Below are 23,576 nucleotides of genomic sequence, written 5' to 3' on the forward strand. Positions count from 1 at the left end.
GCCGGTACAGAGCCAATCGTATGTACGATCGGTCACCTTTGCTCGGGAACCGGATACCCGCCGGGCGCCTCCGGGGCGTCCGCGGGGGCGGGCAGGGGGTCGCGGGCCTTCGGGAGGATGTTCGTGACGTAGTCCTTCACGGCCGCGTCCAGGCCGATGTCGTGCTGGGCACGCTCGGACAGGAACCAGCGGTGTTCGAGGAGCTCGTGGTACAGCTCGGCCGGCTCCATGGAGCCGCGGAGGTCCTGGGGCACCGCCCGGACCGCGGGCCGGAACACGTCCCGCACCCAGCGGTGGGCGAGCACCTCGGGGCGGGCGGGGTGCGGATGCCCTCCGGGCCGGGTGCCGGGGGCGGCGGAGCCCGGCGCGTAGTCGTCCTGGGTGGCCATCCAGCTCTCCAGGTCGTTCAGGAGTCTGCGGGCCTGGTTCTCCTCGGTGTCGAGGCCGGTCAGCCGCAGGAGCTGGCGCTGGTGGTGGCCCGCGTCGACGACCTTGGGGACGAAGGTGACGGTGTCGCCGTTGGAGGAGCTCGCGATCTGCATCTCGGCGACGTCGAAACCGAGGTCGTTCAGGCGCCGTATGCGGCGGTCGATGTAGTGGTACTTGCCGGCCGGGTAGACGGAGGTGCGGGTCAGCTCCTCCCACAGGCCCTGGTAGCGCGCGCAGATCTCCCGGCCGAACTCGACCGGGTCCACCGAGGGGTGCAGGGCGCCGGCCGCCTCCAGGTCGAGCAGTTCGCCGCTGATGTTCACCCGGGCCAGATCGAGGTCGTAGTCCCGCTGGCCGGTGCTGAGCCGCGGATGGAGTTCACCGGTCTCGGCGTCCACCAGATACGCGGCGTAGGCTCCCGCGTCGCGCCGGAACAGCGTGTTGGACAGCGAGCAGTCGCCCCAGGCGAAGCCGGCCAGGTGCAGCCGCACCAGCAGGACTGCCAGCGCGTCCATCAGCCGGTGCATGGTGGCCGGCCGCATGGTCGTCTCGAACATCGACCGGTACGGCAGCGATCCGCCCAGATGCCGGGTGATCAGCACCGACTCCAGGGGCTCTCCGGCCGCGTCCGTGCGGCCGGAGACCACGGCGAGCGGGTCGACCGCGGGTATCCCGAGCCGGTCCAGGCCGAGCAGCAGTTCGTACTCGCGCACCGCGGGCCGCTCGGCGAGTTCCTTGACGGCCACCACCTCGTCACCGGCGCGCGCGTAACGCACCACGTGCCGGGAGATGCCGCGCGGCAGCGGCACCAGATGGTGCTCGGGCCACTCCTCCAGGGGCAGCCGCCACGGCAGTTCGAGCAGGAGCGCGGGATGCTCCGGGTTCGTCGCGCTGATCTGCAGAGCCATGGCCGGGACGCCCTCACCTCAAGGTCGAACGCTGCTCGGGGCCCCAGCATCTACGAATGATCGCCCAGGCGGAAGACGCGCCGGGCGTTGCCCGCCAGGAACAGCTCGGTGGTCTCCTCGTCCAGGCCCAGTTCAGCGAGGTGTTCCAGGGCCCGACTCGGCTCGATCATGGGGTAGTTGGAGCCGAAGAGAACCTTGCGCCGTCCCCTGCCGCGCAGATACGCGACCAGCTCCGGGGGATAGCGGCGGGTGGTGTAGGCGCTGGTGTCGATGTACACGTTCTCGTGCTTGTCGGCGACCGCGATCATCTCCGTGGTCCACGGGTAGCCGATGTGCCCGCAGACGATGGTCAGTTCGGGGAAGTCGAGCGCGACCTGGTCGATGTACGGGATGGGCCGGCCGGTCTCGGAGGGGCGCAGCGGTCCGGTGTGACCGACCTGGGTGCAGAAGGGGACGCCGAGTTCGGCGCAGGCGGTGTACAGCGGGTAGTAGAGCCGGTCGGTGGGCGGCAGTTGCCACAGCCACGGGATGATCCGCAGGGCCACGAAGTCCAGCTCCTCGACGGCCCGCCGGAGTTCGCGCACCGCGGTGACGGGGCGGGTGAGGTCGGCGCCCGCCACCCCGCGCAGCCGCCCGTCCGACCGTGCCACGAACGCGGCGACCTCGTCGTTGCTGATCAGGGCGCCCTGAGGTCCGTACCAGGCCGAGGCCAGGCCGGTGTCCACGCCGGCCGCCGCCAGCGCGGTCAGGGTGACCTCGACCGGCAGCTCCTCCTGGAGCACCTTCATGCCGGTCCAGCGGCGCAGGGACTCGAACATCTCGTGGTTGGAATGGCGGAGAGTGGGGTGCTGCATCCACGCGTCGACGACCGGCATGGTCCTTGCCCTCCCCTGAGTCGATGGCTGAGCGCTTGCTTACCGCGACCCTAGGGTGCCCGGCGCTCCGTGGCTACCTGCCCGGGTGTCGACGCTCCGGGTCCACTCGTCCACCGCGTCCACGAGCGCGGTCAGGGCCGCGGCGAGGCGCGCGAATCCCGGACTCACCGGGCCTCCCGGCTCCTTCATGTACGTGTCCCGCCGGATCTCCACCATCAGCGCCGTGACCCCGGGCTCGCGTTCGTAGTACCGCAGCGGGACGTACGCGCCGGAGAACGGACTGTCGATCCCCACACCGCCGAGCCCGGCGAACGCCTTCTCCGCGAGCGCGACCAGTTCCGGCGGTGTGTGGAAGGAGTCCGTCCCGAGGCACACCGGCGGCCGGGGCCCGTCACCGTGCAGTTCGTAGGGCAGCCGGGCCGTCGGATACGAGTGGACGTCGATGATCACGGCCCGCCCGGTGGCGGCCAGCCGGTCGGTCACCGCGGCCGTCATCGCCTGCGCGTAGGGGTGGAAGTAGCGGCCGATCAGCGGCCGCGGATCGACGTCCGCGGGCCTCAGCGGCGCCCGGTGCGTCGTCCGTGTGTAGACCGCGCCCATGCCGACCGTGAGCATCTCCTCGCGTTCGTCCGGGAAGCGCTCGGGATCCACGACCAGCCGGGACAGCCGGTTGACGAACCGCCACGGCGTCAGCCCGGCGGCCTCGGCCGCGGCCGAGGCCAGTTCGGCGGTGTGCGCGTCGGTGATGTGGTCCAGCTCGCCGTCCAGCGCCGTGTCGTCCAGGAGGATGCCGGCACGGACCGGCGCGGGGATCTCCCGGGACGAGTGCGGCACGTGCAGGATCACGGGCGAGTGGACCGCTCCGGGCAGGAGCGCGAAGGAGTCCGGGGAACCGGGGATGTCGTTCATAAGAGATCACTGTCGCAGCCGGGTCTGACAATGGACGGGACCCGACGACCTCACCGTGTGTGCTCAGCCACCGCCCCCGCGGCGCGCGTAGTGCTCGATGAGCGCCGTCCGGGTCGTTTCGAGACGGTGGGCCAGGATCGCGCCGATCGTCCGCGTCAGCGACAGCTCCAGTGTCGGATCCTGGTCGCACAGCGTGCGTACCTCGGAGGCGTCGAACTCGTAGGCGCGCACCGGGCTGAAGGCCTCGGCGCCGAAGTCCCAGGTGTGCGGGCGGAACAGCCACGACCAGCCGAGCAGGTCGCCGGGCCCGAGCTGGGCGACGGTGATCCGCCGGTCGGCGATGACCCGCTGGTACAGCGAGACCGTTCCGGAGCGGACCACCCAGAAGCGGTCGGCGGTGCCCCCTTCCTCGAAGATCGGCCCGTCCGCGGGAAAGGACACCTCGCGGGCCACGCTCATCAGCCGATCGCGGTGTTCGGGGGAGAGCGCGTGCAGGAGCCGGAGAGCAGTGGGCATCGCGGACCTCCATCGGGCCGCCGCACGACCGAGGGGGTCGGCGGCGCCTGTCGTACCGGTGGTATCCCGTCATCCTCTATTGGAGCCCGAACGGCGTAATCCGTCGCGTCGTGGGACGCTCGGGTTCGCCGTGGGACGGGTCGCGTCCTGCGCGGGGCGGTCGTGCGCGCGCCGTCCGGGGCGTCATCCGGCGGTCCGGGAGGTCACCGAGAAGCGGGCCCCGTCGGGGTCGATGATGAGCGCCTCCACCGAGCCGATGCCCTGCTGGTGCGCGGCGCCGCCGTGGGCGCGCGCCGCGCGGACACAGGCCTCCACGTCGTCGACCGCGAAGTGGATCTGCCAGTGCGGCCGCAGACTCGGGTCGGGGGCGGCACCGAGCGCGCCGGAGTGGATCCGGGCCACCACGTCGCCGAAGCTGCGCAGGACGACCTCGTTCTCCTCGTAGTCGACCTCGCAGCAGCCCGGGACGGAGGAGGCCCAGCCCAGCACCTCGCCGTAGAAGATGGCGGCGTCGAAGGCGTCGCGGGTGTGCAGACGGAGGAAGGAGGGGGCCGCGTTGCGCCAGCGTTCCCAGCCGGACACCAGGTCGCCCTCCCAGATCCCGAAGACCGCGCCGTCACGGTCGGCCAGCAGCGCGGCCCGGCCCGGGGGCAGCGAGATCGGGCCCACCGCGGTCGTGCCGCCACGCTCCTGGCTGCGCGAGACGGTCTCGTCGGCGGAGGACACGGCGAAGAACGCGGTCCAGGCGACCGCCGTGTTCGCCACGGAGCCGACCTCGGAGATCCCCGCGACCGGAACCCCGGCGACACTGGCGACGCGGTACTGCTCGCCCAGCCTGGTGCCCGGGGTCCACCGCCAGCCCAGAACCGCGGTGTAGAAGTTCTGGGCGGCCACCATGTCGCGGGTGGTGAGACTGACCCAGCACGGCGCGCCGAAGACCGCCTTGCTGGTGACGACACCGGTGTCGAGAGTTCCGTCGCTCTTCATCGCCGCCCGTCCTGACGCGATCGGCCGACAGTGGTCTCGCGGGGTGCGGGGCCCTCGTGGGGCTCCCGGACGTGAGTTCAGCCGTGAGAGGCCCTCCGTTCCGGAAGGCCCCCGACGGCGTCAGCATCACCTGCGGATCCGCTGTCCCATCACCAACAGCATCTCCCGCTTCGGCGCCGCGCGCACCACGCGAGGGTCAGCCGCGCGGCCGTTCCAGGGTGAGCAGCAGGCCTTCCACGGCGCCGGGGCCTATGCGGCCCTTGACGTCCGCGGCCGTGATCGCCTTGAGCGCCCACCCGTCCTCGGCATGCTTGTTCAGGACCTTTTCCAGCTTGTCGCTGTCCAGCGCGTCGCCGATCAGCGACTCGCGGAACGTGACGACCTTGTATTCGAAGGCGTACGGGGTGCTCATGGTTGCGGAGCTCTCCTGCGTGTTGGACGGTATGACCGGGCCCACCCAATCACTCTTCGCGGCCGCGGCACAGGGGCGAACCGGACGGTAGGCATACCTTTGTTGAAACTTCATGAAGTGCCGTGCCGGGAAGGCGTCCTGACGGCAGGCCGGAAGAGGAGCCGGGCCCGGGCGTCGTAGCGTGGACGCGGGTCGACGGGAACGGTGACGGCGGACGCAGGGGGCTCGATGTGCTGGAGTGCGACGGCCGATCTGGCGGCCGGTACCGGGGTGGCCGCGGTCGGCGTCGCCTGTATGGCCCGGGCACGGCGCAGGACGGATCTCCCGCTGGCCGCGCTGCCGTTGCTGCTCGGCGTCCACCAGATCGTCGAGGCCCGGGTCTGGGACACCGGTGGCGGTACGGGTCCCGCCACCGTGGCCTGGGCCGTGATCGCCCTCCCGTTGCTGGCGGTGTGGGTGCCGGCGGGCGTCCTGTGCGCGGCGCCGCGCCGCGCCCGGCGCCGGCTGCTGCTCCCGCTCGCCGCCGGTGTCGCGACCGCGGCCGCGCTCGCGCACTCCATGGCGGTCCGTCCCGTCAGGGCCGAGATCCGCGGCCACACCATGGGCTATGCCGTCGACCTGCCCCGGCCCGGACTGGTCATCGCGGGCTACCTCGTCGCCACCGTCGGCGCGCTGCTGGTCTCCGGCGACCGCGGACTGGTGCTGCTCGGCGCCCTGACCGGGGCGGGCGCGGTGATCTGCTGGTCGCTGTGGGAGCTGGAGTTCGTCTCCACGTGGTGCGCGTGCGCCGCGGTCGTCTCGGTGACCCTGCTGGGCTGGGTGAACGCGCGGGAGGCCGTCGGCCCGCCGGAGCGGGTGGACCACGGGTGATCCCGTAGCCCCGCCGGAGCGGGTGGACCACGGGTGACGGCGCGGAGCCCGCCCGGGGACGAGCCCGGTACGGGCCGACGTCGCGCGGACCGCGGATGATCCGGCGGAGGACCGGTGATCCGCCGCATCCTGGGTACGCGGCGAACCGTGGATGACCTGACGAGTTCCTCATATGTGTCGGCCAGGGTCGATACATGATCAACTCCGCACACCGTGTCCGGGCGACGGTCGCCGCCGCCTCCCTCCTGCTCGCCGGCTGCGGTGGAGGCCCGGCCGAGAGGCTCGGCCCCGGGGCCGGCGGCTCACCGTCGCGTCACGGCGAGGCGACACCGGCACCCGGGCCGGGCGCCTCGCGCGCGGCCGCACCGGGGCGACTGCCGGGACTCGGCCCCAGGACGCTGGCCGCGATCCCGTCGCGGACCCGTCAGGCCGTCGTGGTGACCGGCCGGGGCAGTAACTCGTCGCGGTCCACCGTGGTGCTGTACGAGCGCACGGAGGCGGGCTGGCGGGCCGGCCCGGGCTGGCCCGCGCACAACGCCCTCAAGGGCTGGACCGGACACCATCGCGCCGGTGACCTGCGTTCCCCCATAGGCGTCTTCACCCTGACGGACGCAGGCGGGCTGCTGGCCGATCCCGGCACCCGGCTCCCGTACGACCGCTCGCGCGCCTTCACCTCACCCGGCACCGGCTTCGAGGGCGAGCCGCTGGCCGGCTCCTTCGACTACGTCGTCGCCGTCAACTACAACCGCAGGCCCGGCACCACACCCCTGGACTGGACCCGGCCGCTGGGCGCGGGCCGCGGCGGGGGCATCTGGCTGCACGTGGACCACGGAGGCCCCACACACGGATGTGTCGGTCTGCGCGAGGGCGACCTGGTGGAGCTGATGCGTGCCCTGGACCCCGCCCGGCACCCCGTGGTCGTCATGGGGGACGCCGCCTCCCTGGCACGCTGACGCCCGGCGCGAGCCCCCGGCCCGCGTCGGACCAGGGCCGCAGTGTCCATCGAGGTTGTCAGGAAGGTGTCAGCGTGTGGGAAGCCCCTCTCACCGGCCACCGCGCGGCCGGCAGGCCCTAGCATCGGCCGCGTGTGCGCATATGTGCTGGTCGCGGAGGACGACGAGAAGCAGGCGGAGCTGATACGCCGTTCGCTGCTGAGCGAGGGGCATACCGCGGCCGTGGTCCACGACGGCGCGGCCGCCCTCGCCGAGGTCCGGCGGCACCGGCCCGACCTCGTCGTCCTGGACCTGATGCTCCCGGTGGTCGACGGCTTCGGCGTGTGCCGGGCGCTGCGGGAGAACGACGACATCCCCGTCCTGATGCTGACTGCCCGCTCCACCGAGGACGACATCCTGCTCGGCCTGGAGCTCGGCGCGGACGACTACATGACCAAGCCGTACAGTCCGCGCGAGCTCATGGCCCGTATCCGTACGGTGCTCAGACGCGGCGGACGGCCCGCGGGGGGACGGGAGACCGATCCGGTCGTCAGGGCAGGGGGGATCGCGGTGGACCCGCGGCGGCACACGGTCGTGTGCGACGGTTCGCCGGTGGACTGCACCCCGGGCGAGTACGAGATCCTGCTCGCGATGGCCGCGGAACCCGAACGGGTCTTCTCCCGGCGGCAGTTGCTGCATCACACCCGGGGCATCGACCGGGCCTCGACCGAGCGGGCAATCGACGTGCACATCATGAACCTGCGCAAGAAGATCGAGGCGGACCCGCGCAGACCGGCCCGTCTGGTCACCGTGTTCGGCGTCGGCTACAAGCTCAGGGGCGAGAGGGCGTGAGCCGTGCCGTGCCCCTGCGCAAGAGCCTGCTCGTCAGACTGCTGATCACGTCCGTGCTCATCGCCGTGTGCTCCGTGGCCGCGACCGCCTGGCTCGCGGTGCAGACCACCACCCGGGCCATCCAGGAGGAGCAGGGCCAGGTGCTCGCCGAGGACATGGACATCCTCCGGCAGCTCAGCGGATACGCGGCCACCCATGACGACTGGTCCCATGCCGCCGGAACGCTGCGTACGATCTCGCAGCGGACGGGCCGGCGCATCGCGCTGACCGCGGGAGACCGCGTCCCCTTCGCCGACTCCGCGGCCACCGGGACCTCCCTCCCGCCCCGGGCCGCCGCCACCGTCGACCCGTTGCGCACCGACACCTACGCGGAACCCGGCGCACAGCTCACCGGTGTCGACCCACGTGTCGTCGGGCCGTACCGGCTGACCACGACCGAGCGTCTGTCGGTGGACAAGCTGGCCGTGGTGCGTCAACTCTGCTTCTCCCGCAACGGCATACGGACCCGCACGGAGCGGATGCCCAGCGGCCGGACCGTACTGAAGGGCGTGGACGGGACGGTCGACCCCGGCTACGTGCCGGCCGAATGCGCCGACGGCAGGCTCAACACCCCCACCCCGACCGAGCGGAAGGCCCTGGACGCCCTGTCGGCACTCACCCGGACCTGCCTGGACCGGCACAAGGTGCACCTCGACCACTTCGTGGCGCTGCCGCTGGAGGCCGCGAGCGGAGCCACCCCGGTCCCCTACCTGACGGGCAAACGACTCGGCGACCAGGACGGGCCGCTGGCCCGGACGGCGAACGCCTGCGTCGCCGAGGCCCGGCTCCGCCAACTCGACCCCTACGTCGCCCCGGCCGCCGAACTCTTCCTCGGCACGGGGGACAGGCCCGTCCCCCGCTTCGACATGTCGGCCGCCAACAAGGCCAAGGTGGTCGGTGTCGCCGGACTCGTCCTCGCCCTCACCGTGGCCGTGACCGCGCTGGTCGCCACCCGGCTCGTGCGCCCCCTGCGCGCGCTGACCCAGGCCGCGCGGCAACCCCTGGAGCGGCACGTACGCGTGCCCGTCACCACCCGGGACGAGACCGGCATCCTCGCCCTCGCCTTCAACGAACTGACCGAGCGCCGCGAGCGGATGGAGGTCCAGCGCAAGGCGATGGTCAGCGACATCGCGCACGAACTGCGCACACCTCTCACCAACATCCGCGGCTGGCTGGAGGTGGCCCGCGACGGCCTCGTGGACCCCGACCCGGAACTGCTGTCCTCCCTGCACGAGGAGGCCGTGGTGCTCCAGCGTGTCATCGACGACCTCCAGGACCTCGCGGCCGCCGACGCGGGCACGCTGCGGCTGCACCGCGAGGAGGTGCGCGCCGACGAACTCCTCGAACAGGTCGCCGCGGCACACCGGGTCGGTGCGCGGGCCGCCGGCATCCGGCTGGTGACCGAGGTCGCCGGGGCGCCCTGGCTGGACGCGGACCCCGTACGGATGCGGCAGGCGCTCGGGAATCTGGTGTCCAACGCGACCCGCCACACCCCGCCCGGCGGCACGGTCACGCTCTTCGCGCACCGCGAGGAGGACGAGGTCGTGTTCGAGGTGGCCGACACCGGCGGCGGCATCGCTCCCGGAGATCTGGCCAGCGTCTTCGACCGGTTCTGGCGGGCGGAGAAGTCCCGAAGCCGGCGTACCGGCGGCAGCGGTCTGGGCCTCGCCATCGTCCGTCAGCTGGTCGCCGCCCACGCCGGAACCGTCTCCGTCACCAGCGAGGTGGGCGCCGGTTCGGTCTTCACCCTGCGGCTGCCCAGTCCCCGGCCACCGGCCTCGGCCAGCGGCTCCGACTGAGGAGCCGGACGCGCTTCGGCCGGGCATCCGGACGGCTTCAGCCGGTCACCCGGCTCCGGGTGCCCGGATTTCGCGCGCCCGGATTCCGGTCACCGGGTCTCCGCTGGTTTCCGGGCGCGGGGAATCCGGTCACCGGAACACGTTGTCGGAGTCGTCCAGGATCGACGGGTCGCCGATCATCGCCTCCCGCGGAACCCGCGACGAGGTCTGGTACATCGCCTCGATCTCGGCCGCGTACCGCTGGGCGATCGCGTCCCGGCGCAGCTTCAGCGAAGGAGTCAGCAGCCCGTTGGACAGGTCGAAGGGCTCCGGGAGGACACGGAAGACCCGGATGGACTCGGAGCGGGAGACGGTGCTGTTGGCCGCCGCGACCGCGCGCCTGACCTCCTCGCGCAGCTCGTTCTCCTCCCGCGCGTCCCGGGCGGGTGTCTCCCCCTTGGCCCGGGCGGCGCGCCAGTGCGTCACGAACTCCGGGTCCAGGGTGATCAGAGCGCCCACACAGGGCCTGTTGTCGCCCACGACGGCCGCCTGATGGATGAGCGGATGGACCCGCAGGCGTTCCTCCAGAGCCGCGGGGGCCACGCTCATGCCCCCGCTGGTGATGATGATGTCCTTCTTGCGCCCGGTGATGGTCAGATAGCCCTCGGAGTCCACCCGGCCGAGGTCCCCGGTCGCCAGCCAGCCGTTGCGGAACGAGGCCGCCGTCGCCGCGGAGTCGTTGATGTAGCCCTGGAACACGGAGGGCCCCCACACGAGGATCTCCCCGTCGTCGGACACCTGGATCTCCGTGCCCGGCAGGGGGCGTCCGACGGTGCCGAACTTCTCCCGGCCGACCGGCTGGGCGGTGATTCCTCCGCTGGTCTCGGTCAGGCCGTACCCGTCGTGGATGAAGATGCCGATTCCCGCGAAGAACAGGGCGAGTTCACGGTTCAGCGGGGAGCCGCCCGAGACCGCGCCGCACACCCGTCCGCCCAGCGCGGCGCGCAGCCTCTTGTACACCGTCTTCTCGTAGAGGGAGTGCTGGAGCCGCAGATCGAAACCCGGGCCCGGACCCGTGCCCAGCCGCTGCTTCTCCTCGGCGAGGGCGAAGTCCCGTGCCGTGCGCACGGCACGCTCGAACAGCACGCCACGACCGGCTCGTTGGGACGCCCGCACGAAGTTCTTGTAGATCCGCTCGAACACGGACGGGACGGCGTACAGATAGGTCGGCCGGAACGAGAGCATGGCCTCGGAGAGGGTCTCCTCCCGCAGATCCGGTTCGTGGCCCATCAGGAGGCCGCCGCGCAGACAGATCCCCTGGACCATCAGCCCGTAGGCGTGGGAGAAGGGCAGGAAGGCGAGCACGGCCGGCTGCGTGTCCGGCGGAGCCGCCGTCTGCCTCCAGCCTTCGAGCAGCGTGTCGCAGGGGCTCGCGAGGCTGCGGTGGGTCAGGGCGCAGCCCTTGGGCTGTCCCGTCGTGCCGGAGGTGTACGCGATGACCGCGGTGGAGTCGGCCAGCACGATCCGGCGCAGCGAGTCGACCGCGGTCGCGGGTATCGCCCGGCCGCGCTCCACCAGTTGGGCCACCGCCCCGGCGTCCAACTGCCAGACGTGGCGCAGGAACGGGAGCGCGGCGCACGCCGAGCCGACCGTCATGATGCCCTGCTCGTCCTCGACCACCACGCCCACGCAATGCGCGTCCTGGAGGATCCACGCGACCTGATCGTGTGACGACGTCGGGTAGACCGGCACGACCTCGGCGCCCACCGACCACAGGGCGTAGCTGAGCACCGTCCACTCGTACCGGGTGCGCGCCATGATGGCCACACGGTCGCCCGGCCGGATGCCGGACCGGACGAACCCCCGTGCCACGTCGACCACTTCGGCCCACAGCTCGGCCGCCGTCACCTGGATCCAGCCACCCGAGCGGCCTTCGTCGCGGCGCGCGAGCTGCGGCAGATCAGGGGTGTTGCGCGCGGTTTCGCGGAGGCTGTCGGCGAGTCCCCCCTGGGTGGGCACGGTCGGCGGTGCGGAAAGGTGGGACTGATGCATGCGCCGCTCCGGGATTCTCCTCGACGCGACCTCACCCCCGGAGGCGCCGATGCCAAGGATTCCCGAATGTAGCCCACCCGGGCGCGGCCCGTGCCCTATTCCGGCATGCGTTCGCCCGCCGCTGACTTCCCGTTTCCCCGCGTGCCCGTTCCTCTGGCCGAAACCCGTCGGTCGCCGCCGGACACCGGCCCGGCCAAGGTGGCACCGCGAGCAGGCGCTTCATCCGTCACTCGGGCGACGGATCCCCCGTTCGCCCTATCGGGAAGCGGTCCCGGGCTGACAGACTCCGCTGGTGCGCGACTTCGACATGCTTGTCATCGGATCCGGCCCGGGTGGACAGAAAGCCGCCATCGCAGCGGCGAAGCTCGGCCGTCGGGTCGCCGTCATCGACCGCCCCGACATGGTCGGCGGGGTCTCCATTCATACCGGAACCATCCCTTCCAAGACGCTGCGTGAGGCGGTCCTGTATCTCAGCGGCCTCAGCCAGCGGGATCTGTACGGCCAGAGCTACCGCCTGAAGGAGGACATCACCGTCGCCGACCTGACCGCTCGCACCGAGCACGTGGTCAGCCGCGAGGTGGACGTCATCCGCAGCCAGCTCTCGCGCAACCATGTGTCCCTGTTCGCCGGCGTCGGCCGCTTCGTGGACGACCACACGGTCGCCCTGACCGAAGCGAACGGCAACGAGAAGCGGTTGAGCGCCGACCACATCGTCATCGCCACCGGCACGCGTCCCGCGCGGCCGGACACCGTCGAGTTCGACGGTCGGACGATCATGGACTCGGACAACGTCCTGAACCTGGAGCAGGTGCCGCGCTCCATGGTCATCGTCGGCGCCGGGGTGATCGGCATGGAGTACGCCTCCATGTTCGCCGCCCTCGGCTCCAAGATCACGGTGGTCGAGAAGCGGTCCGCGATGCTCGACTTCTGTGACGTCGAGGTGATCGAGTCGCTGAAGTACCACCTGCGGGACCTCGCCGTGACGTTCCGGTTCGGTGAGACCGTCGCCGCCGTGGAGCGCCATGCCCGGGGCACGCTCACGGTCCTGGAGAGCGGCAAGAAGATACCCGCCGACGCGGTCATGTACTCGGCGGGACGACAGGGTCTCACCGACGAACTCGACCTCGGCAAAGCGGGGTTGTCCGCCGATCCGCGCGGCCGGATCACCGTCGACGAGCACTACCGCACCGAGGTGCCGCACATCTACGCCGTGGGTGACGTCATCGGCTTCCCGGCACTCGCGGCCACCTCGATGGAACAGGGCCGTACGGCGGCGTACCACGCCTGCGGCGAACCGGTGAACCGGATGCACGACCTGCAGCCCATCGGCATCTACACCATCCCGGAGATCAGTTTCATCGGCCGCACCGAGGACCAGCTCACCGAGGACTGCGTGCCGTTCGAGGTGGGCATCTCCCGCTACCGGGAACTGGCCCGGGGGCAGATCATCGGCGACTCGCACGGCATGCTGAAGCTGCTGGTCTCGCCCGACGACCGCAAGCTCCTCGGCGTCCACTGCTTCGGCACCGGCGCGACGGAGCTCATCCACATCGGCCAGTCCGTCATGGGCTGCGGCGGAACGGTCGACTATCTGGTCGACGCCGTCTTCAACTACCCGACGCTCGCCGAGTCCTACAAGGTCGCCGCACTGGACGCGACCAACAAGATCCGCCAGATCGACCGGCTCAGGGACTGACCGCCGTACGGGACTTCGCGAAGGTACTGCGCGACACGGGCCGGGCATGGCACCGTGGACCCAGGGTCTGGCCCGTCGCTCCCCCCGTGGCGACGGGCCAGACCTCTTTGTCTTCCGCCAGCCGCCAGCCGCCAGCCGCCGTATGGCCGCGGTCGGCCGTCGGCCGGAGGCCGCCCGCGGCGGTGCGGGTCGCGGGCCCGGCAGGAAAGCGGCCGGTCCCGGAACTATCGTGAGGAACGGCCGGTCCGTGCCGGAGCGCGAGGACCCGATGGGGACCGACTCGACGGAGGGCTGTGCCGTCCCGACGAGGAGGAACCCGATGTACGCCACGATGCACGCGGTACGCGGACATCGGCGCGGCGGGCCGGAGGAGCTGGTCTACGAGGTCGCGCCGAAGCCGGTCCCCGGTCGCGGTGACGTGCTGGTCGAGGTGCGGGCGGCGTCGGTCACCCCGGGCGAGCTCGGCTGGGACGCGACCTGGACCGACAGCTTCGACGGCGGCAGCCCGCGCCTGCCGGTCGTTCCGTCCAAGGAGGTCTCCGGGGTGGTGGCCGAGCTCGGCCACGGCGTCACGGACTTCAGGCCCGGCGAGGCTGTCTACGGCCTGATTCCCTTCACCCGGGACGGAGCGGCGGCCGAGTACGTGACCGTTCCCGCGGCGGGGCTGGCCGCGAAGCCGGGGTCGCTCGACCACGAGCGGACGGCCGCGCTGCCGCTCGCGGGCCTGACCGCATGGCAGGGCCTTGTCACCCACGCCGGCGTCACGCCGGGACAGCGCGTGCTGGTGCACGGCGGCGCGGGCGGCGTGGGCTCGTTCGCCGTCCAGGTCGCGGCCGCGCTGGGGGCCGAGGTGACGGCCACCGCTTCGGCCGGGGACGCGGACTTCGTGCGGGGCCTGGGTGCCGAGACCGTGATCGACTACGCCGGGCAGCGCTTCGAGACCGAGGTGAAGGACGCGGACGTCGTCTTCGACACCGTCGGAGGGGACACACAGGCCCGCTCCTGGGAGGTGCTGCGTCCGGGTGGAGTCCTGGTGAGTGTCGTCGAGCCGCCGGCGCCGCCGGAGGGGGCGGACGCCCGCGCGGTGTTCTTCGTGGTCGAGCCGGACCGCTCCGGTCTGGAGGAGCTGACGGCCCTCGTCGAGACGGGACGGCTGATCCCGCAGGTCGACCGGATCCTCTCCCTGGAGAGTGCCCCGGGAGCCTACGCGGCCCTCGAACGCGAGCACCGGCGCGGCAAGATCGTACTGAGGGTGGTGTCCTAGGCACGGTGTCCTGGGATGCGTTTGTTGCCGGATGCCCGACCCGGCCTGCTTCCTGAGGCCCGGGGCCGGGGTGCCGACCCTGCCGGGCGTCGCTGCCTCGTGGGGGCCGTCACACGTGACAGCGAGGGTGAACAAGCGCTTAGATAGTGAGTCCGACCTCGCTCGCGCGTGCTGGAGGCCCCGTTGCTGTTCACATCCGTCGACGACGTCTGCGCACGCCTCGCCGACACGGGCTATCTGGCGTCGCCCGCCGTCGCGACCACGGTCTTCCTGGCCGACCGGCTCGGCAAACCCCTCCTGGTCGAGGGGCCCGCCGGCGTCGGCAAGACCGAACTCGCCAAGGCCGTCGCCCAGGTCGCCGGAGCCCGGCTCGTCCGCCTCCAGTGCTACGAAGGCGTCGACGAGTCACGGGCGTTGTACGAGTGGAACCACGCCAAGCAACTGCTGCGCATCACCGCCGGCCGGGACGAGTCGTGGGACGAGACACGCACGGACATCTTCTCCGAGGAGTTCCTGCTGCCGCGCCCGCTGCTGACCGCCATCCGCGGGGACGACCCGAAGGTCCTGCTGATCGACGAGACCGACAAGGCCGACATCGAGGTCGAGGGCCTGCTGCTCGAAGTGCTCAGCGACTTCCAGGTCACCGTCCCCGAGCTGGGCACGATCAAGGCGACCAGCCGCCCGTTCGTGGTGCTCACCTCGAACGCCAGCCGCGAGCTGTCCGAGGCCCTGCGCCGCCGCTGCCTCTTCCTCCACATAGGCTTCCCCGACGAGGAGCTGGAGCGCCGGATCGTACGGCTGAAGGTGCCCGGACTCGACGAGGCGCTCACCGAGTCCGTCGTGCGGGTCGTCGGGGCGCTGCGGGAGATGGACCTGCGGAAGGTCCCCTCCGTCGCCGAGACCATCGACTGGGCCCGCACCCTGCTCGCGCTGGGCGCCGACACCCTCGACGAGAACGTCGTACGCGACAGCCTCGGCGTCATCCTCAAGCACCAGGACGACGTACTGAAGGCGGCGGCCAAGCTCGACCTGGGCGCCGTGTGAACGCCGCCGCGCAGGCGGACGGAATCGCGGACCGGCTGACCGGACTCGTCGGCGCACTGCGCTCGCACGGCGTGCGGATCGGCACCGGCGAGACCGTGGACGCCGCGCGGGCGCTGGCGGCGCTGGGCTTCGCGGACCGTGACCGGCTGCGCGAGGGGCTGGCGGCCACCCTCCTCCACAACCCCGGACAGCGCCGGGTGTTCGACCCCGTCTTCGACGTGTACTTCCCGCGGGGCGTAGGGGCGCCGGACAGCGCGGCGCCCGCGGACCGGGACGAACTGCGGGCGCGTCTCGCGGCCGCCCTGGCCGCCGACGACCAAGCCCTCATGGGGCAGCTGGCGATCGAGGCCGTCGACGGATTCGGCGGCTACGGCGGTACGACGGCGAGCGACGGCTGGTCGTCGTACCAGACGCTCGACCGGTTGCGGCCGCAGACGCTGCTGGCCCGCGTGCGGGACACCGTCCGTGCGCGGGGCGGCGCGGAGGGATTCACCGACCGTCTCCTTGAGGACGAGATCCGCCGGCGCATCGAGGTGTTCCGCCGGCAGGTCGCGACGGAGGCACGGCGACGGATCGCCGAACGGCGCGACCGCGACGAGATCGCCCGGCGAGCGGTGGCCCCGACCGCCGACCGCGTCGACTTCCTGTTCGCCGGCCGCGACCGGCTCGCCGAACTGCGCAAGGCCGTGCAGCCGCTCGCGCGCAAACTGGCCACCCGCCTCGCCGCGCGCCGCCGCCGGGCCCGGCGCGGCACCATCGACCTGCGGCGGACCCTGCGCGGGTCGCTGTCCACGGGCGGGGTGCCGATGCGCCCCGTGCTGCGCAGACGCCGTCCCGTGCGGCCCGAACTGGTGCTGCTGTGCGATGTGTCGGGATCGGTGTCGGGGTTCTCGGACTTCACGATGCTGCTCGTGCAGGCGCTGCACGACCAGTTCAGCAAGGTGCGGGTGTTCGCCTTCGTCAACCGGGTCGACGAGGTGACCGGTCTGATCGGGCCCGGCTCGGCCGACCCCGAGGGGCTGAGCGCCCGGATCCGCGCGGAGGCGGCGATCACGGGCTGGCACGGCAGCAGCGACTACGGCGTCGCCCTCGGCGAGTTCGCCGAGCGGTACACCGGCGCGGTCGGTTCCCGGACGACGGTCTTCGTCCTCGGCGACGCGCGGACGAACATGAGCGATCCCAACCTGCCGGCCGTCCGGCAGCTCACCCGGCAGGCCCGCCGGCTGTACTGGCTGAACCCCGAGGCACGCTCGCAGTGGGGCACGGGCGACTCGGCCGCCCTCGCCTACGCCGACCTCGTGGAGATGCACGAGTGCCGCAACGCCCAGCAGCTCAGCGAGCTGATCGGCAGGCTGCTGCCCGTCTGAACGGCCGACGGGCGCGACAGGCGGCGGCCGTCACCGGGCCAGGAGCCTGCGCAGCCAGGCGAGCCGGGCCGCGCGGGCGGTCCGGGCGAGGGCGGTGTGCGGGGCGAAGGCGTCGAAGCCGTGGAAGCCGCCGGGCCACACATGCAGCTCGGCCACCCCGCCGGCCCGCCAGATCCGGGAGGCGTAGTCGACGACCTCGTCCCGGAAGGTCTCCGCGGAGCCGACGTCGAGGAAGGCCGGGGGCAGTCCGGACAGGTCCGAGGCCCGCGCCGGGGCGGCGTAGGCGGGCACGTCCGGGCCGCCGCGCGCCTCGCCGAGCACGGCGGTCCACGCGGTCTCGTTGGCCGTACGGTCCCAGGCACCGACGCCCGCCATCTGGTGCGCGGACGGAGTGTCGTTGCGGTCGTCGAGCATCGGATACATCAGGACCTGGCCGAGCGGCCGCGGCCCCTCGCGGTCCCGGGCGAGCAGGGCGAGCGCCGCGGTGAGGCCCCCGCCCGCGCTGGCGCCCGCGACGACGATCCGCTCCGGATCGCCGCCGAGCTCCCCGGCGTGCCGCGCCGTCCACAGCAGACCGGCGTAGACGTCCTCCACCGCGGCCGGATACGGGTGTTCGGGCGCCAGCCGGTACTCCACGGACACCACGACCGCGTCCAGCTCCCTCGCCCACTCCAGGACGACCTCCACCCCGGCCCGGTTGTTGCCGAGAACCATTCCGCCGCCGTGGGAGTGGTAGATCACCGGGCGTGGCCCGTCCCGGGGCGGCGCCAGGGGCCTGACGACGAACAGCGAGACGTCGGGAGCGCCCTCGGGCCCCGGCACCGTCAGATCCGTGGTCGTGAAGGCGCCGCCGTCGGTGAGGTCGTACGCGGGCACGGCGGACTCCTGCACCCCGCGCAGGGCGGCGATGTCGGCCGGGCTCGGCCCGGACGGATCGGACGGTCCCACCGCCGCGAGGGCGATACCCAGTTCGGGGTCGAACGGGGGCGGTACCAGCACCATGACGTCTCCTCGCACCGAGCACGGCGGCTCCCTGATCCCATGATCGGGCGCCGTGCTCCCGGACCGGGAGCCGCCGTACAGCGGAACCTGCCCCCGGCCCGGCCGGCCATGCCCGCCGCGGTGACGCCCGGAGGTGTCACCGCGACGGACACGGGAACAGGTCGCGCGGAAGCGGGTCAGCCCACGATGCGGTGGGTCGTCCAGAACGACGTCAGGTCCGTGGTCGTGGCGGCCTGGGCGGCCGCCTTGAACTCGGCCGTGGTCGAGACGCCGTACCAGTGCGAAGTGGCGTAGCTCTTCAGCAGGTTGGCCATGGCCGTGTCGCCGAGCACACGCCGCAGGTCGTGCAGGGCGCACTTGCCGTAGCCGTAGACGACGGTGGAGTAGCGGGACGAGTGCGCGTCCCAGTACGCCATCGAGTTGGTGATGTTCTCCGCGCTCGAGGCCCAGGAGACGCTGCTCCAGCAGCTGGTTCCGGTCTTGCCCTGGGCCAGGTCGGTGGCGTAGTCCGTGAACGACTCGTCGAGCCACGGGCTGGTGTACTCGTCGTCACCGACGATCCCGTAGAACCACTGGTGACCGATCTCGTGGGTGAGCGCCGTGGTGCTGACCAGGTCGAGGACGAAGCCGGGGTACTCCATGCCGCCGAACCAGTAGTTGTTGTCGATCACGGCGTCCAGCTCGCCGTACGGGTACGCGCCGAAGCGCGCGGCGTGGGCGTCCACCGCGGACTTGGCGGTGGTGAGCATCGACTGGGAGTCGGAGGAGCTGATGCCCGAGACGGAGTAGATGTTGATCGCGGTGCCGGCGGGGGAGGTGCCGGAGATCTTGGTGAACGGCCCGGCGGCCCAGGCGAAGTCACGGACCTTGGAGGCCGTGGCCGTGGTGACCGTACGGCCGCTCGATCCGGCGGTGTCGACCGAGGTGCCGGTGGCCGGGACGAGGAGGCTCGTCGGGTGGTCGAGGGTCACCTTGAAGTCGGCGGCCAGCGAGTAGAAGGACTCGCCGTTGTTGGTGTAGGGGTCCAGGTGCCAGCCGGCGCCGTCCTTGACCGCCAGGACGGGCAGGGCGTTGCCGATGTTGACGAAGGCGCCGTCGTAGCCGAAGCGGTCGGCGCCGCTGGGCACGGTGATGGCCAGGTCGAAGCCGATCGTCGCGCTCTGGCCCTGGGCCACCGGTGACGCCAGGCTGATCTGGAGGGCCGTGCAGCCGACCGAGAGGGCTCCGGCGGTGCCGCCGCTGACGTTGCTGACGGTGATGGGCGTCGCGGAGCAGGTGCCGTGGTAGTTGTCCCACAGCCTCAGGTACACCTCGCTGAGCGCGGTGGAGGAGGCGTTGGTGAAGGTCACGCTCTCGTGACCGGTCCAGCCGGTGCCGCTCGTGTTGCTGGTCAGGCTGACCGTGTACCCGGGGGCGGCGGGTGTGCGGGTGGAGTCGGCCGGCGGGGTCGTGTCACCCGAGGTGTTGAGGGCGATGTCGTCGAGGACGAAGCTCGTCTGGAGGCTGGAGTCCTCGGTGCCGGTGAACGCGACGGTCACGGTCTGGCCGGCGAACGCCGAGACGTCGAAGGTCTTCTGGGCGTATCCCGAGGCCTTGTTGAGGTTCGAGTACGTCGCCAGGGTGGTGCTGCCGATCTTCGCCGTCAGCTTGTCGTAGGCCGTCGACGAGGTCGTCTCCGCCGTGTCGATGTGCAGCCAGAACGTGAGGCTGGCACTGCTGCACCCGGACGGGATCGTGACGCTCTGCGAGAGCGTGTCCGTGTGGGTGCTGCCCACTCCGTCCAGCCAGGCGAAGGCGGTGCCGCCGTGGGCACTCTGGCCGGTCCGGCTGGTGATCACGGTGGTCGAGGACTGGGTCCAGGGCGAAGTGCCGCTCTCGAAGCCGCCGTTGGTCACGACCTGGGCGGGTGTGCAGGCGGCCGCGGCGGCCGGCGTGGTGCTCGGCGTGGCCCCCGCGGGGGTGCCGGGGAGCGAGACTGCGGCCAGGGCGGCGACGACGAGAACGCGTGCCGCCAGGGCCTTGAGGGGGGTCGGTCTCACACGAAACTCCTTTGAGGCGGCCGGGATTCCGGCCTGCTCGGTGGCCGCCCGGGACGACTGGGGTGCGCCGCTGGGTGGCCGCGGGCCGCGCACGGGTGCGCGCGGTCGCTTGGTGAGATTTCCGTGCCGTCACCCTGGGGTCAGGGCGACGGCATCGGAAAGCCTCGCAGATTTGACCTAGACATGCCATCGAACCGGGGAAGGAGAGGTGAGCCGGACGGCGGTCGGGGCAGGGGCCGCTCAGGAACCCGGCTCGCTCAGGGCGGGCGTCAACCGCGACCAGGGGTTGGGAAGTTCGCCCGTCACGGGTCCGGCCACCGCCGCACCGCGGTCACGCGCGGTGCGGACGGCCAGCGGGACGAGCGCCTCGGGGACGCCGTAGACCAGATGACAGAACAGCTCGGGCGCGTGCCGCACGGTCCACGCCGGTCTGCTGAACGCCGAGACATAGGTGGACCAGTGGCCCTCGAACGTGACGAGCAGATCGGCGCAGCGGGCGTACCCGGGCGCCGGGTGGACTCCCATGTTCAGCACGACCGGAGCCGCGCCGAGCCCGCGCAGACTCCGCACCAGCCGCTCGCAGCCGGGAAGCGCCTTCGGAGTCGGCGCCACCCGGTCGAGGAAACACCCTTGCGTTCCGTACCAGTCCCGGTGCCGCAGGACCTCGTCCGCGATGAGATCCGGATCGCGCGCGCCGTAGTCGGTGTCGACATAGCCGAGCAGCCGGGCACCGGCCGAGCACAGCGCGTCGGCCGCCGCGGCGAACGCGGGATCCGGGCCCTCGCCCGGCCCGTCGGCCGGGTTGATGACGACCCCGTACGTCCGGTCGGCCGTCTCGGTCAGCCGCTGCCAGGCGCCCGGGTCGTCGCCCGGGTGGACGTACAGCGGAATCAGCAGGCTCATGGGGTCCGTTCGCCTTCTCCCCGCGGGGCGGGACCCGTCCCCGTCGTGGCCGTCCAGAGGGCGGCCAGCGAGTCGTCGAGCGTCAGCTCCGGCCGCCAGCCGAGTGCCTCCCCGGCGGCGGTGATGTCGGAGCACTGCCACGACACGTCGCCCGAGCGCGCCGAACCGCCGCCGTTCTCCTCGATGCGCCCCCGGAACCCGGCGACACGCGCCAGGCCGCACACCAGATCACGCACCGGGACGGCCTTGCCGCCCCCGATGTTGAGGACCCGCGGCAGCGGCCCGGGGGTGGTCGCCGCGGCGGCCGCCGCCCGTGCCACATCGCGTGCGTCCACGAAGTCGCGGTACGCCGAGAGATCGCCCAGCCGGATGACCGCGTCCGGGTCCGTCCCGGCCTCGCGGAGCAGTCCCGCGATCCGGCCCGGAAGCCCCGTGGACGGTGCTCCCGGACCCACGGGGTTGCCCACCCGCAGCACCACCGCGTCGAGACCGGACGTGGTGACGGTGACCGTGCCCGCGAGCTTGGTGGCCCCGTACGGGGTGAGCGGACAGGTGGCCGCGGACTCGGTCACGGCGGTGTCCCGGACGCCGGGACCGTATTCGGCGGCCGAGCCCAGATGGACCAGCCGGGCGGACGGCGCCGCCTCGCGCAGCGCGGCGCAAAGGGCCGCCGGGCCACGGGAGTTGACCTCGGAAAGGGTCACGGCGTCGCCGCCGGTCGCACCGGCGCAGTTGATGACGGCATCGGGTGCGGCCGAGGCCAGGGCCGGGACCAGCCGCTCGCGGCGGGCGGTGGCCAGGTCGATGCCGAACTCGGCGGCGGGCGAACGCCCGCCGCCGAGCACCCGCACGCCCGGGAGGGTGCGCAGGTGCTCGGCGACATGGCCGCCCAGATAGCCGGTGAAGCCCAGGACGAGAATGCGCATGCGGTGGTCAGGCTCCCTTGAGCAACAGCGACTTGCGCGTGGTGAATTCGGCGTTGGCCCGGTCGTAGTCGTCCGGGCGGCCGATGTCGAGCCAGTACCCGTCGAACGCGTAGGAGTGCGGCTCGCCGCCCTTCCGCAGCAGGTCGATGACCAGCTCGTCGAAGCCCAGCGGCAGCCCCGGTGTGTAGCCATCGAGCGTGGAGCGCGACAGACCGTACACGCCCATGGAGACGCGGTAGTCGATGCTCGGCTTCTCGGTGAAGGAGACCACCTTGCGGTCGTGGGTGGTCAGCACACCGAAGTCGATGCGCACCTTGCGCGCGTACGTCGCGATGGTCAGCGGCGCGCCCGAATCGCGGTGCCGCAGCAGGACGTCGCCGAAGTCGAGATCGGTGAGCACGTCGCCGTTCATCACGAGGAACGACTCGGGCAGCCGGTCGCGCATGGTCAGCAGCGGGCCCATGGTGCCGAGCGGGCTCTCCTCGGTGGAGTAGTCGATGGCCAGGCCCCATTGGGCCCCGTCGCCGACGTAGGCGCGGATGATCTCGCCCAGGTGGCCCACGGCGATGGTGCAGCTCGTGAAGCCGGACGTGACGAGCTGGCGGAGCACGATCTCCAGGATGGCGTGCTGGTCGCCGATGGGAACGAGCGGTTTGGGCAGGGCGGTGGTGTAGGGCCGCAGCCGGACGCCCTTGCCTCCCGCCAGGATTACTGCGTGCATGAGGTTCTTCCTTCGTGGGACGTGCCGGTCGGGGTCAGATGTTGTAGATGCCGGTTTTGTAGCGGGCCAGGTTCGCCGGTTCGCGGAAGAACTCGACGGTCCGCGCGAGCCCTTGTCCCAGTTCGTGGGCGGGGCTCCAGCCGGTCGCCTCGGCCAGCCGGGTCGCGTCGGCGACCAGCCGCATCACCTCGGAGTTGGCCGGCCGGACGCGCCCATCGTCCTCGCGCACGTCGAGGGCGGTGTCCATCACCTTGCCGATCAGCGCCACCAGATCGCCGACCGAGATCTCCCCGCCTGTACCGGCGTTGAAGGTCCTGCCCACGACCCGGTCCGCGGGCGCCGTGCCCACGGAGAGGAACGCCTGCGCGGTGTCCTCGACGAAGGTGAAGTCGCGCGTGGGCCGCAGATCGCCGAGGGTGATGGTGCGTTCGCCCGCGGCCACCTGGCCGATGACGGTGGGGATGACCGCGCGCATCGACTGACGCGGGCCGAAGGTGTTGAACGGCCGCAACGTCACCACCGGCGTGCCGAAACTCGCGTGGTAGCTGTCGGCCAGCCGGTCCGCGCCCGCCTTCGAAGCGGCGTACGGGGACTGGGTGTTGATGGGGTGGTCCTCGGTGATGGGCACGGTCCGGGCGGTGCCGTAGGTCTCGCTGGTGGAGGTGTGCACGAGCCGGGGGGTGCCGAGCGCGCGCACCGCCTCCAGCACGTTGAGGGTGCCGGTGACATTGGTGTCCACATAGCTGTGCGGTGCCTGGTAGGAGTACGGGATCGCGATGAGCGCGGCCAAGTGGTAGACGGTGTCGGCGCCTTCGGCCAGAGCGCGGACCGAACCCGGATCCCGGACGTCGCCCAGGACGATGTCCACCTGGTCCAGGACATCGGGTCGCAGGGTCTCCAGCCAGCCGTACGAGGAGAAGGAGTTGTACTGCGCCATGGCCCTCACCCGGTGCCCGGAGGCGACCAGCGCCTCGGTGAGGTGGGAGCCGATGAAACCCTCGGCCCCGGTGACGGCGGCGAGCGGTTGGGTAGTCAACTCGTGGATCCTTCCGGTT

The 23,576-nt window shown here is 71.9% G+C and carries 21 protein-coding genes; 8 read left to right on the forward strand and 13 right to left on the reverse strand.

The annotated features are described in order from the left end of the window. Positions 1-32: 32 nt before the first annotated feature. The 6 genes from OG485_RS38680 to OG485_RS38705 all read right to left on the reverse strand — a co-directional run bounded on the left by OG485_RS38680 (position 33) and on the right by OG485_RS38705 (position 5,036). Positions 33-1,337, reverse strand: a complete 1,305-nt coding sequence (locus OG485_RS38680; protein WP_328673268.1) for a DUF4032 domain-containing protein — start codon at positions 1,335-1,337, stop codon at positions 33-35. Positions 1,338-1,387: 50 nt separating this feature from the next. Further along, the gene (locus tag OG485_RS38685) at positions 1,388-2,212 is read right to left on the reverse strand and encodes an amidohydrolase family protein (RefSeq protein ID WP_328673269.1); all 825 of its coding nucleotides are present in this window, start codon (positions 2,210-2,212) and stop codon (positions 1,388-1,390) included. Between the two features lie 39 nt (positions 2,213-2,251). Continuing rightward, positions 2,252-3,121, reverse strand: coding sequence for an N-formylglutamate amidohydrolase (locus OG485_RS38690; protein WP_328673270.1), 870 nt, complete (start codon positions 3,119-3,121; stop codon positions 2,252-2,254). Positions 3,122-3,184: 63 nt separating this feature from the next. After that, positions 3,185-3,637 carry a cyclic nucleotide-binding domain-containing protein gene (locus tag OG485_RS38695; protein WP_326783873.1) on the reverse strand — a complete coding sequence of 151 codons (453 nt, stop codon included), beginning with the start codon at positions 3,635-3,637 and terminating at the stop codon, positions 3,185-3,187. Positions 3,638-3,820: 183 nt separating this feature from the next. Continuing rightward, positions 3,821-4,624, reverse strand: a complete 804-nt coding sequence (locus tag OG485_RS38700; RefSeq protein WP_328673271.1) for a VOC family protein — start codon at positions 4,622-4,624, stop codon at positions 3,821-3,823. Between the two features lie 196 nt (positions 4,625-4,820). Beyond that, positions 4,821-5,036, reverse strand: a complete 216-nt coding sequence (locus tag OG485_RS38705; RefSeq protein ID WP_328444985.1) for a DUF4177 domain-containing protein — start codon at positions 5,034-5,036, stop codon at positions 4,821-4,823. Positions 5,037-5,264: 228 nt separating this feature from the next. Here OG485_RS38705 and OG485_RS38710 point away from each other — a divergent pair, with 228 nt between their 5' ends. The 4 genes from OG485_RS38710 to OG485_RS38725 all read left to right on the forward strand — a co-directional run bounded on the left by OG485_RS38710 (position 5,265) and on the right by OG485_RS38725 (position 9,528). Then, complete coding sequence (locus tag OG485_RS38710) at positions 5,265-5,906, forward strand: DUF6629 family protein (protein ID WP_328673272.1); 642 nt, start codon at positions 5,265-5,267, stop codon at positions 5,904-5,906. Between the two features lie 194 nt (positions 5,907-6,100). Then, on the forward strand, positions 6,101-6,859 hold the full coding sequence (locus tag OG485_RS38715) for a L,D-transpeptidase family protein (protein ID WP_328673273.1): 759 nt from the start codon (positions 6,101-6,103) through the stop codon (positions 6,857-6,859). Positions 6,860-6,991: 132 nt separating this feature from the next. Continuing rightward, positions 6,992-7,690 (forward strand): response regulator transcription factor, encoded by a 699-nt coding sequence (locus OG485_RS38720; protein WP_328673274.1) that lies wholly within the window; start codon positions 6,992-6,994, stop codon positions 7,688-7,690. Beyond that, positions 7,687-9,528, forward strand: a complete 1,842-nt coding sequence (locus OG485_RS38725) for a sensor histidine kinase (RefSeq protein ID WP_328673275.1) — start codon at positions 7,687-7,689, stop codon at positions 9,526-9,528. The genes OG485_RS38720 and OG485_RS38725 overlap by 4 nt, the downstream gene beginning before the upstream one ends. Positions 9,529-9,657: 129 nt before the next feature. Here OG485_RS38725 and OG485_RS38730 read toward each other — a convergent pair whose 3' ends face one another. Further along, positions 9,658-11,559, reverse strand: coding sequence for an AMP-dependent synthetase/ligase (locus OG485_RS38730; RefSeq protein WP_328673276.1), 1,902 nt, complete (start codon positions 11,557-11,559; stop codon positions 9,658-9,660). Positions 11,560-11,851: 292 nt separating this feature from the next. On the opposite strand from OG485_RS38730, the gene sthA reads away from it, so the two are divergent. The 4 genes from sthA to OG485_RS38750 all read left to right on the forward strand — a co-directional run bounded on the left by sthA (position 11,852) and on the right by OG485_RS38750 (position 16,930). Beyond that, a complete protein-coding gene (gene sthA / locus OG485_RS38735) occupies positions 11,852-13,255 on the forward strand; it encodes a Si-specific NAD(P)(+) transhydrogenase (protein ID WP_328673277.1) in 1,404 nt (467 codons plus the stop codon). Positions 13,256-13,574: 319 nt separating this feature from the next. Further along, complete coding sequence (locus OG485_RS38740; protein WP_328673278.1) at positions 13,575-14,519, forward strand: NADP-dependent oxidoreductase; 945 nt, start codon at positions 13,575-13,577, stop codon at positions 14,517-14,519. A 186-nt stretch (positions 14,520-14,705) separates the two neighbouring features. Then, a complete protein-coding gene (locus OG485_RS38745) occupies positions 14,706-15,563 on the forward strand; it encodes an AAA family ATPase (protein ID WP_326790669.1) in 858 nt (285 codons plus the stop codon). After that, positions 15,560-16,930 carry a VWA domain-containing protein gene (locus tag OG485_RS38750; protein WP_328673279.1) on the forward strand — a complete coding sequence of 457 codons (1,371 nt, stop codon included), beginning with the start codon at positions 15,560-15,562 and terminating at the stop codon, positions 16,928-16,930. The genes OG485_RS38745 and OG485_RS38750 overlap by 4 nt, the downstream gene beginning before the upstream one ends. Positions 16,931-16,960: 30 nt before the next feature. Here OG485_RS38750 and OG485_RS38755 read toward each other — a convergent pair whose 3' ends face one another. The 6 genes from OG485_RS38755 to OG485_RS38780 all read right to left on the reverse strand — a co-directional run bounded on the left by OG485_RS38755 (position 16,961) and on the right by OG485_RS38780 (position 23,557). Then, the gene (locus OG485_RS38755) at positions 16,961-17,932 is read right to left on the reverse strand and encodes an alpha/beta hydrolase (RefSeq protein ID WP_328673280.1); all 972 of its coding nucleotides are present in this window, start codon (positions 17,930-17,932) and stop codon (positions 16,961-16,963) included. 176 nt (positions 17,933-18,108) lie between these two features. Then, a complete protein-coding gene (locus OG485_RS38760) occupies positions 18,109-19,971 on the reverse strand; it encodes a M1 family aminopeptidase (protein ID WP_328673281.1) in 1,863 nt (620 codons plus the stop codon). A gap of 240 nt (positions 19,972-20,211) precedes the next feature. Beyond that, a complete protein-coding gene (locus OG485_RS38765) occupies positions 20,212-20,874 on the reverse strand; it encodes a spherulation-specific family 4 protein (RefSeq protein WP_328673282.1) in 663 nt (220 codons plus the stop codon). Continuing rightward, positions 20,871-21,800: an NAD-dependent epimerase/dehydratase family protein gene (locus OG485_RS38770; RefSeq protein WP_328673283.1), complete on the reverse strand. Its 930-nt coding sequence runs from the start codon at positions 21,798-21,800 to the stop codon at positions 20,871-20,873. The genes OG485_RS38765 and OG485_RS38770 overlap by 4 nt, the downstream gene beginning before the upstream one ends. 7 nt (positions 21,801-21,807) lie before the next feature. Next, positions 21,808-22,521, reverse strand: coding sequence for a sugar phosphate nucleotidyltransferase (locus OG485_RS38775; RefSeq protein ID WP_328673284.1), 714 nt, complete (start codon positions 22,519-22,521; stop codon positions 21,808-21,810). 34 nt (positions 22,522-22,555) lie between these two features. Further along, positions 22,556-23,557 carry an SDR family NAD(P)-dependent oxidoreductase gene (locus tag OG485_RS38780; protein WP_328673285.1) on the reverse strand — a complete coding sequence of 334 codons (1,002 nt, stop codon included), beginning with the start codon at positions 23,555-23,557 and terminating at the stop codon, positions 22,556-22,558. Positions 23,558-23,576 lie beyond the last annotated feature (19 nt).

The organism is Streptomyces sp. NBC_00328 (assembly GCF_036139655.1).
In the GTDB taxonomy this organism is placed as follows: domain Bacteria; phylum Actinomycetota; class Actinomycetes; order Streptomycetales; family Streptomycetaceae; genus Streptomyces.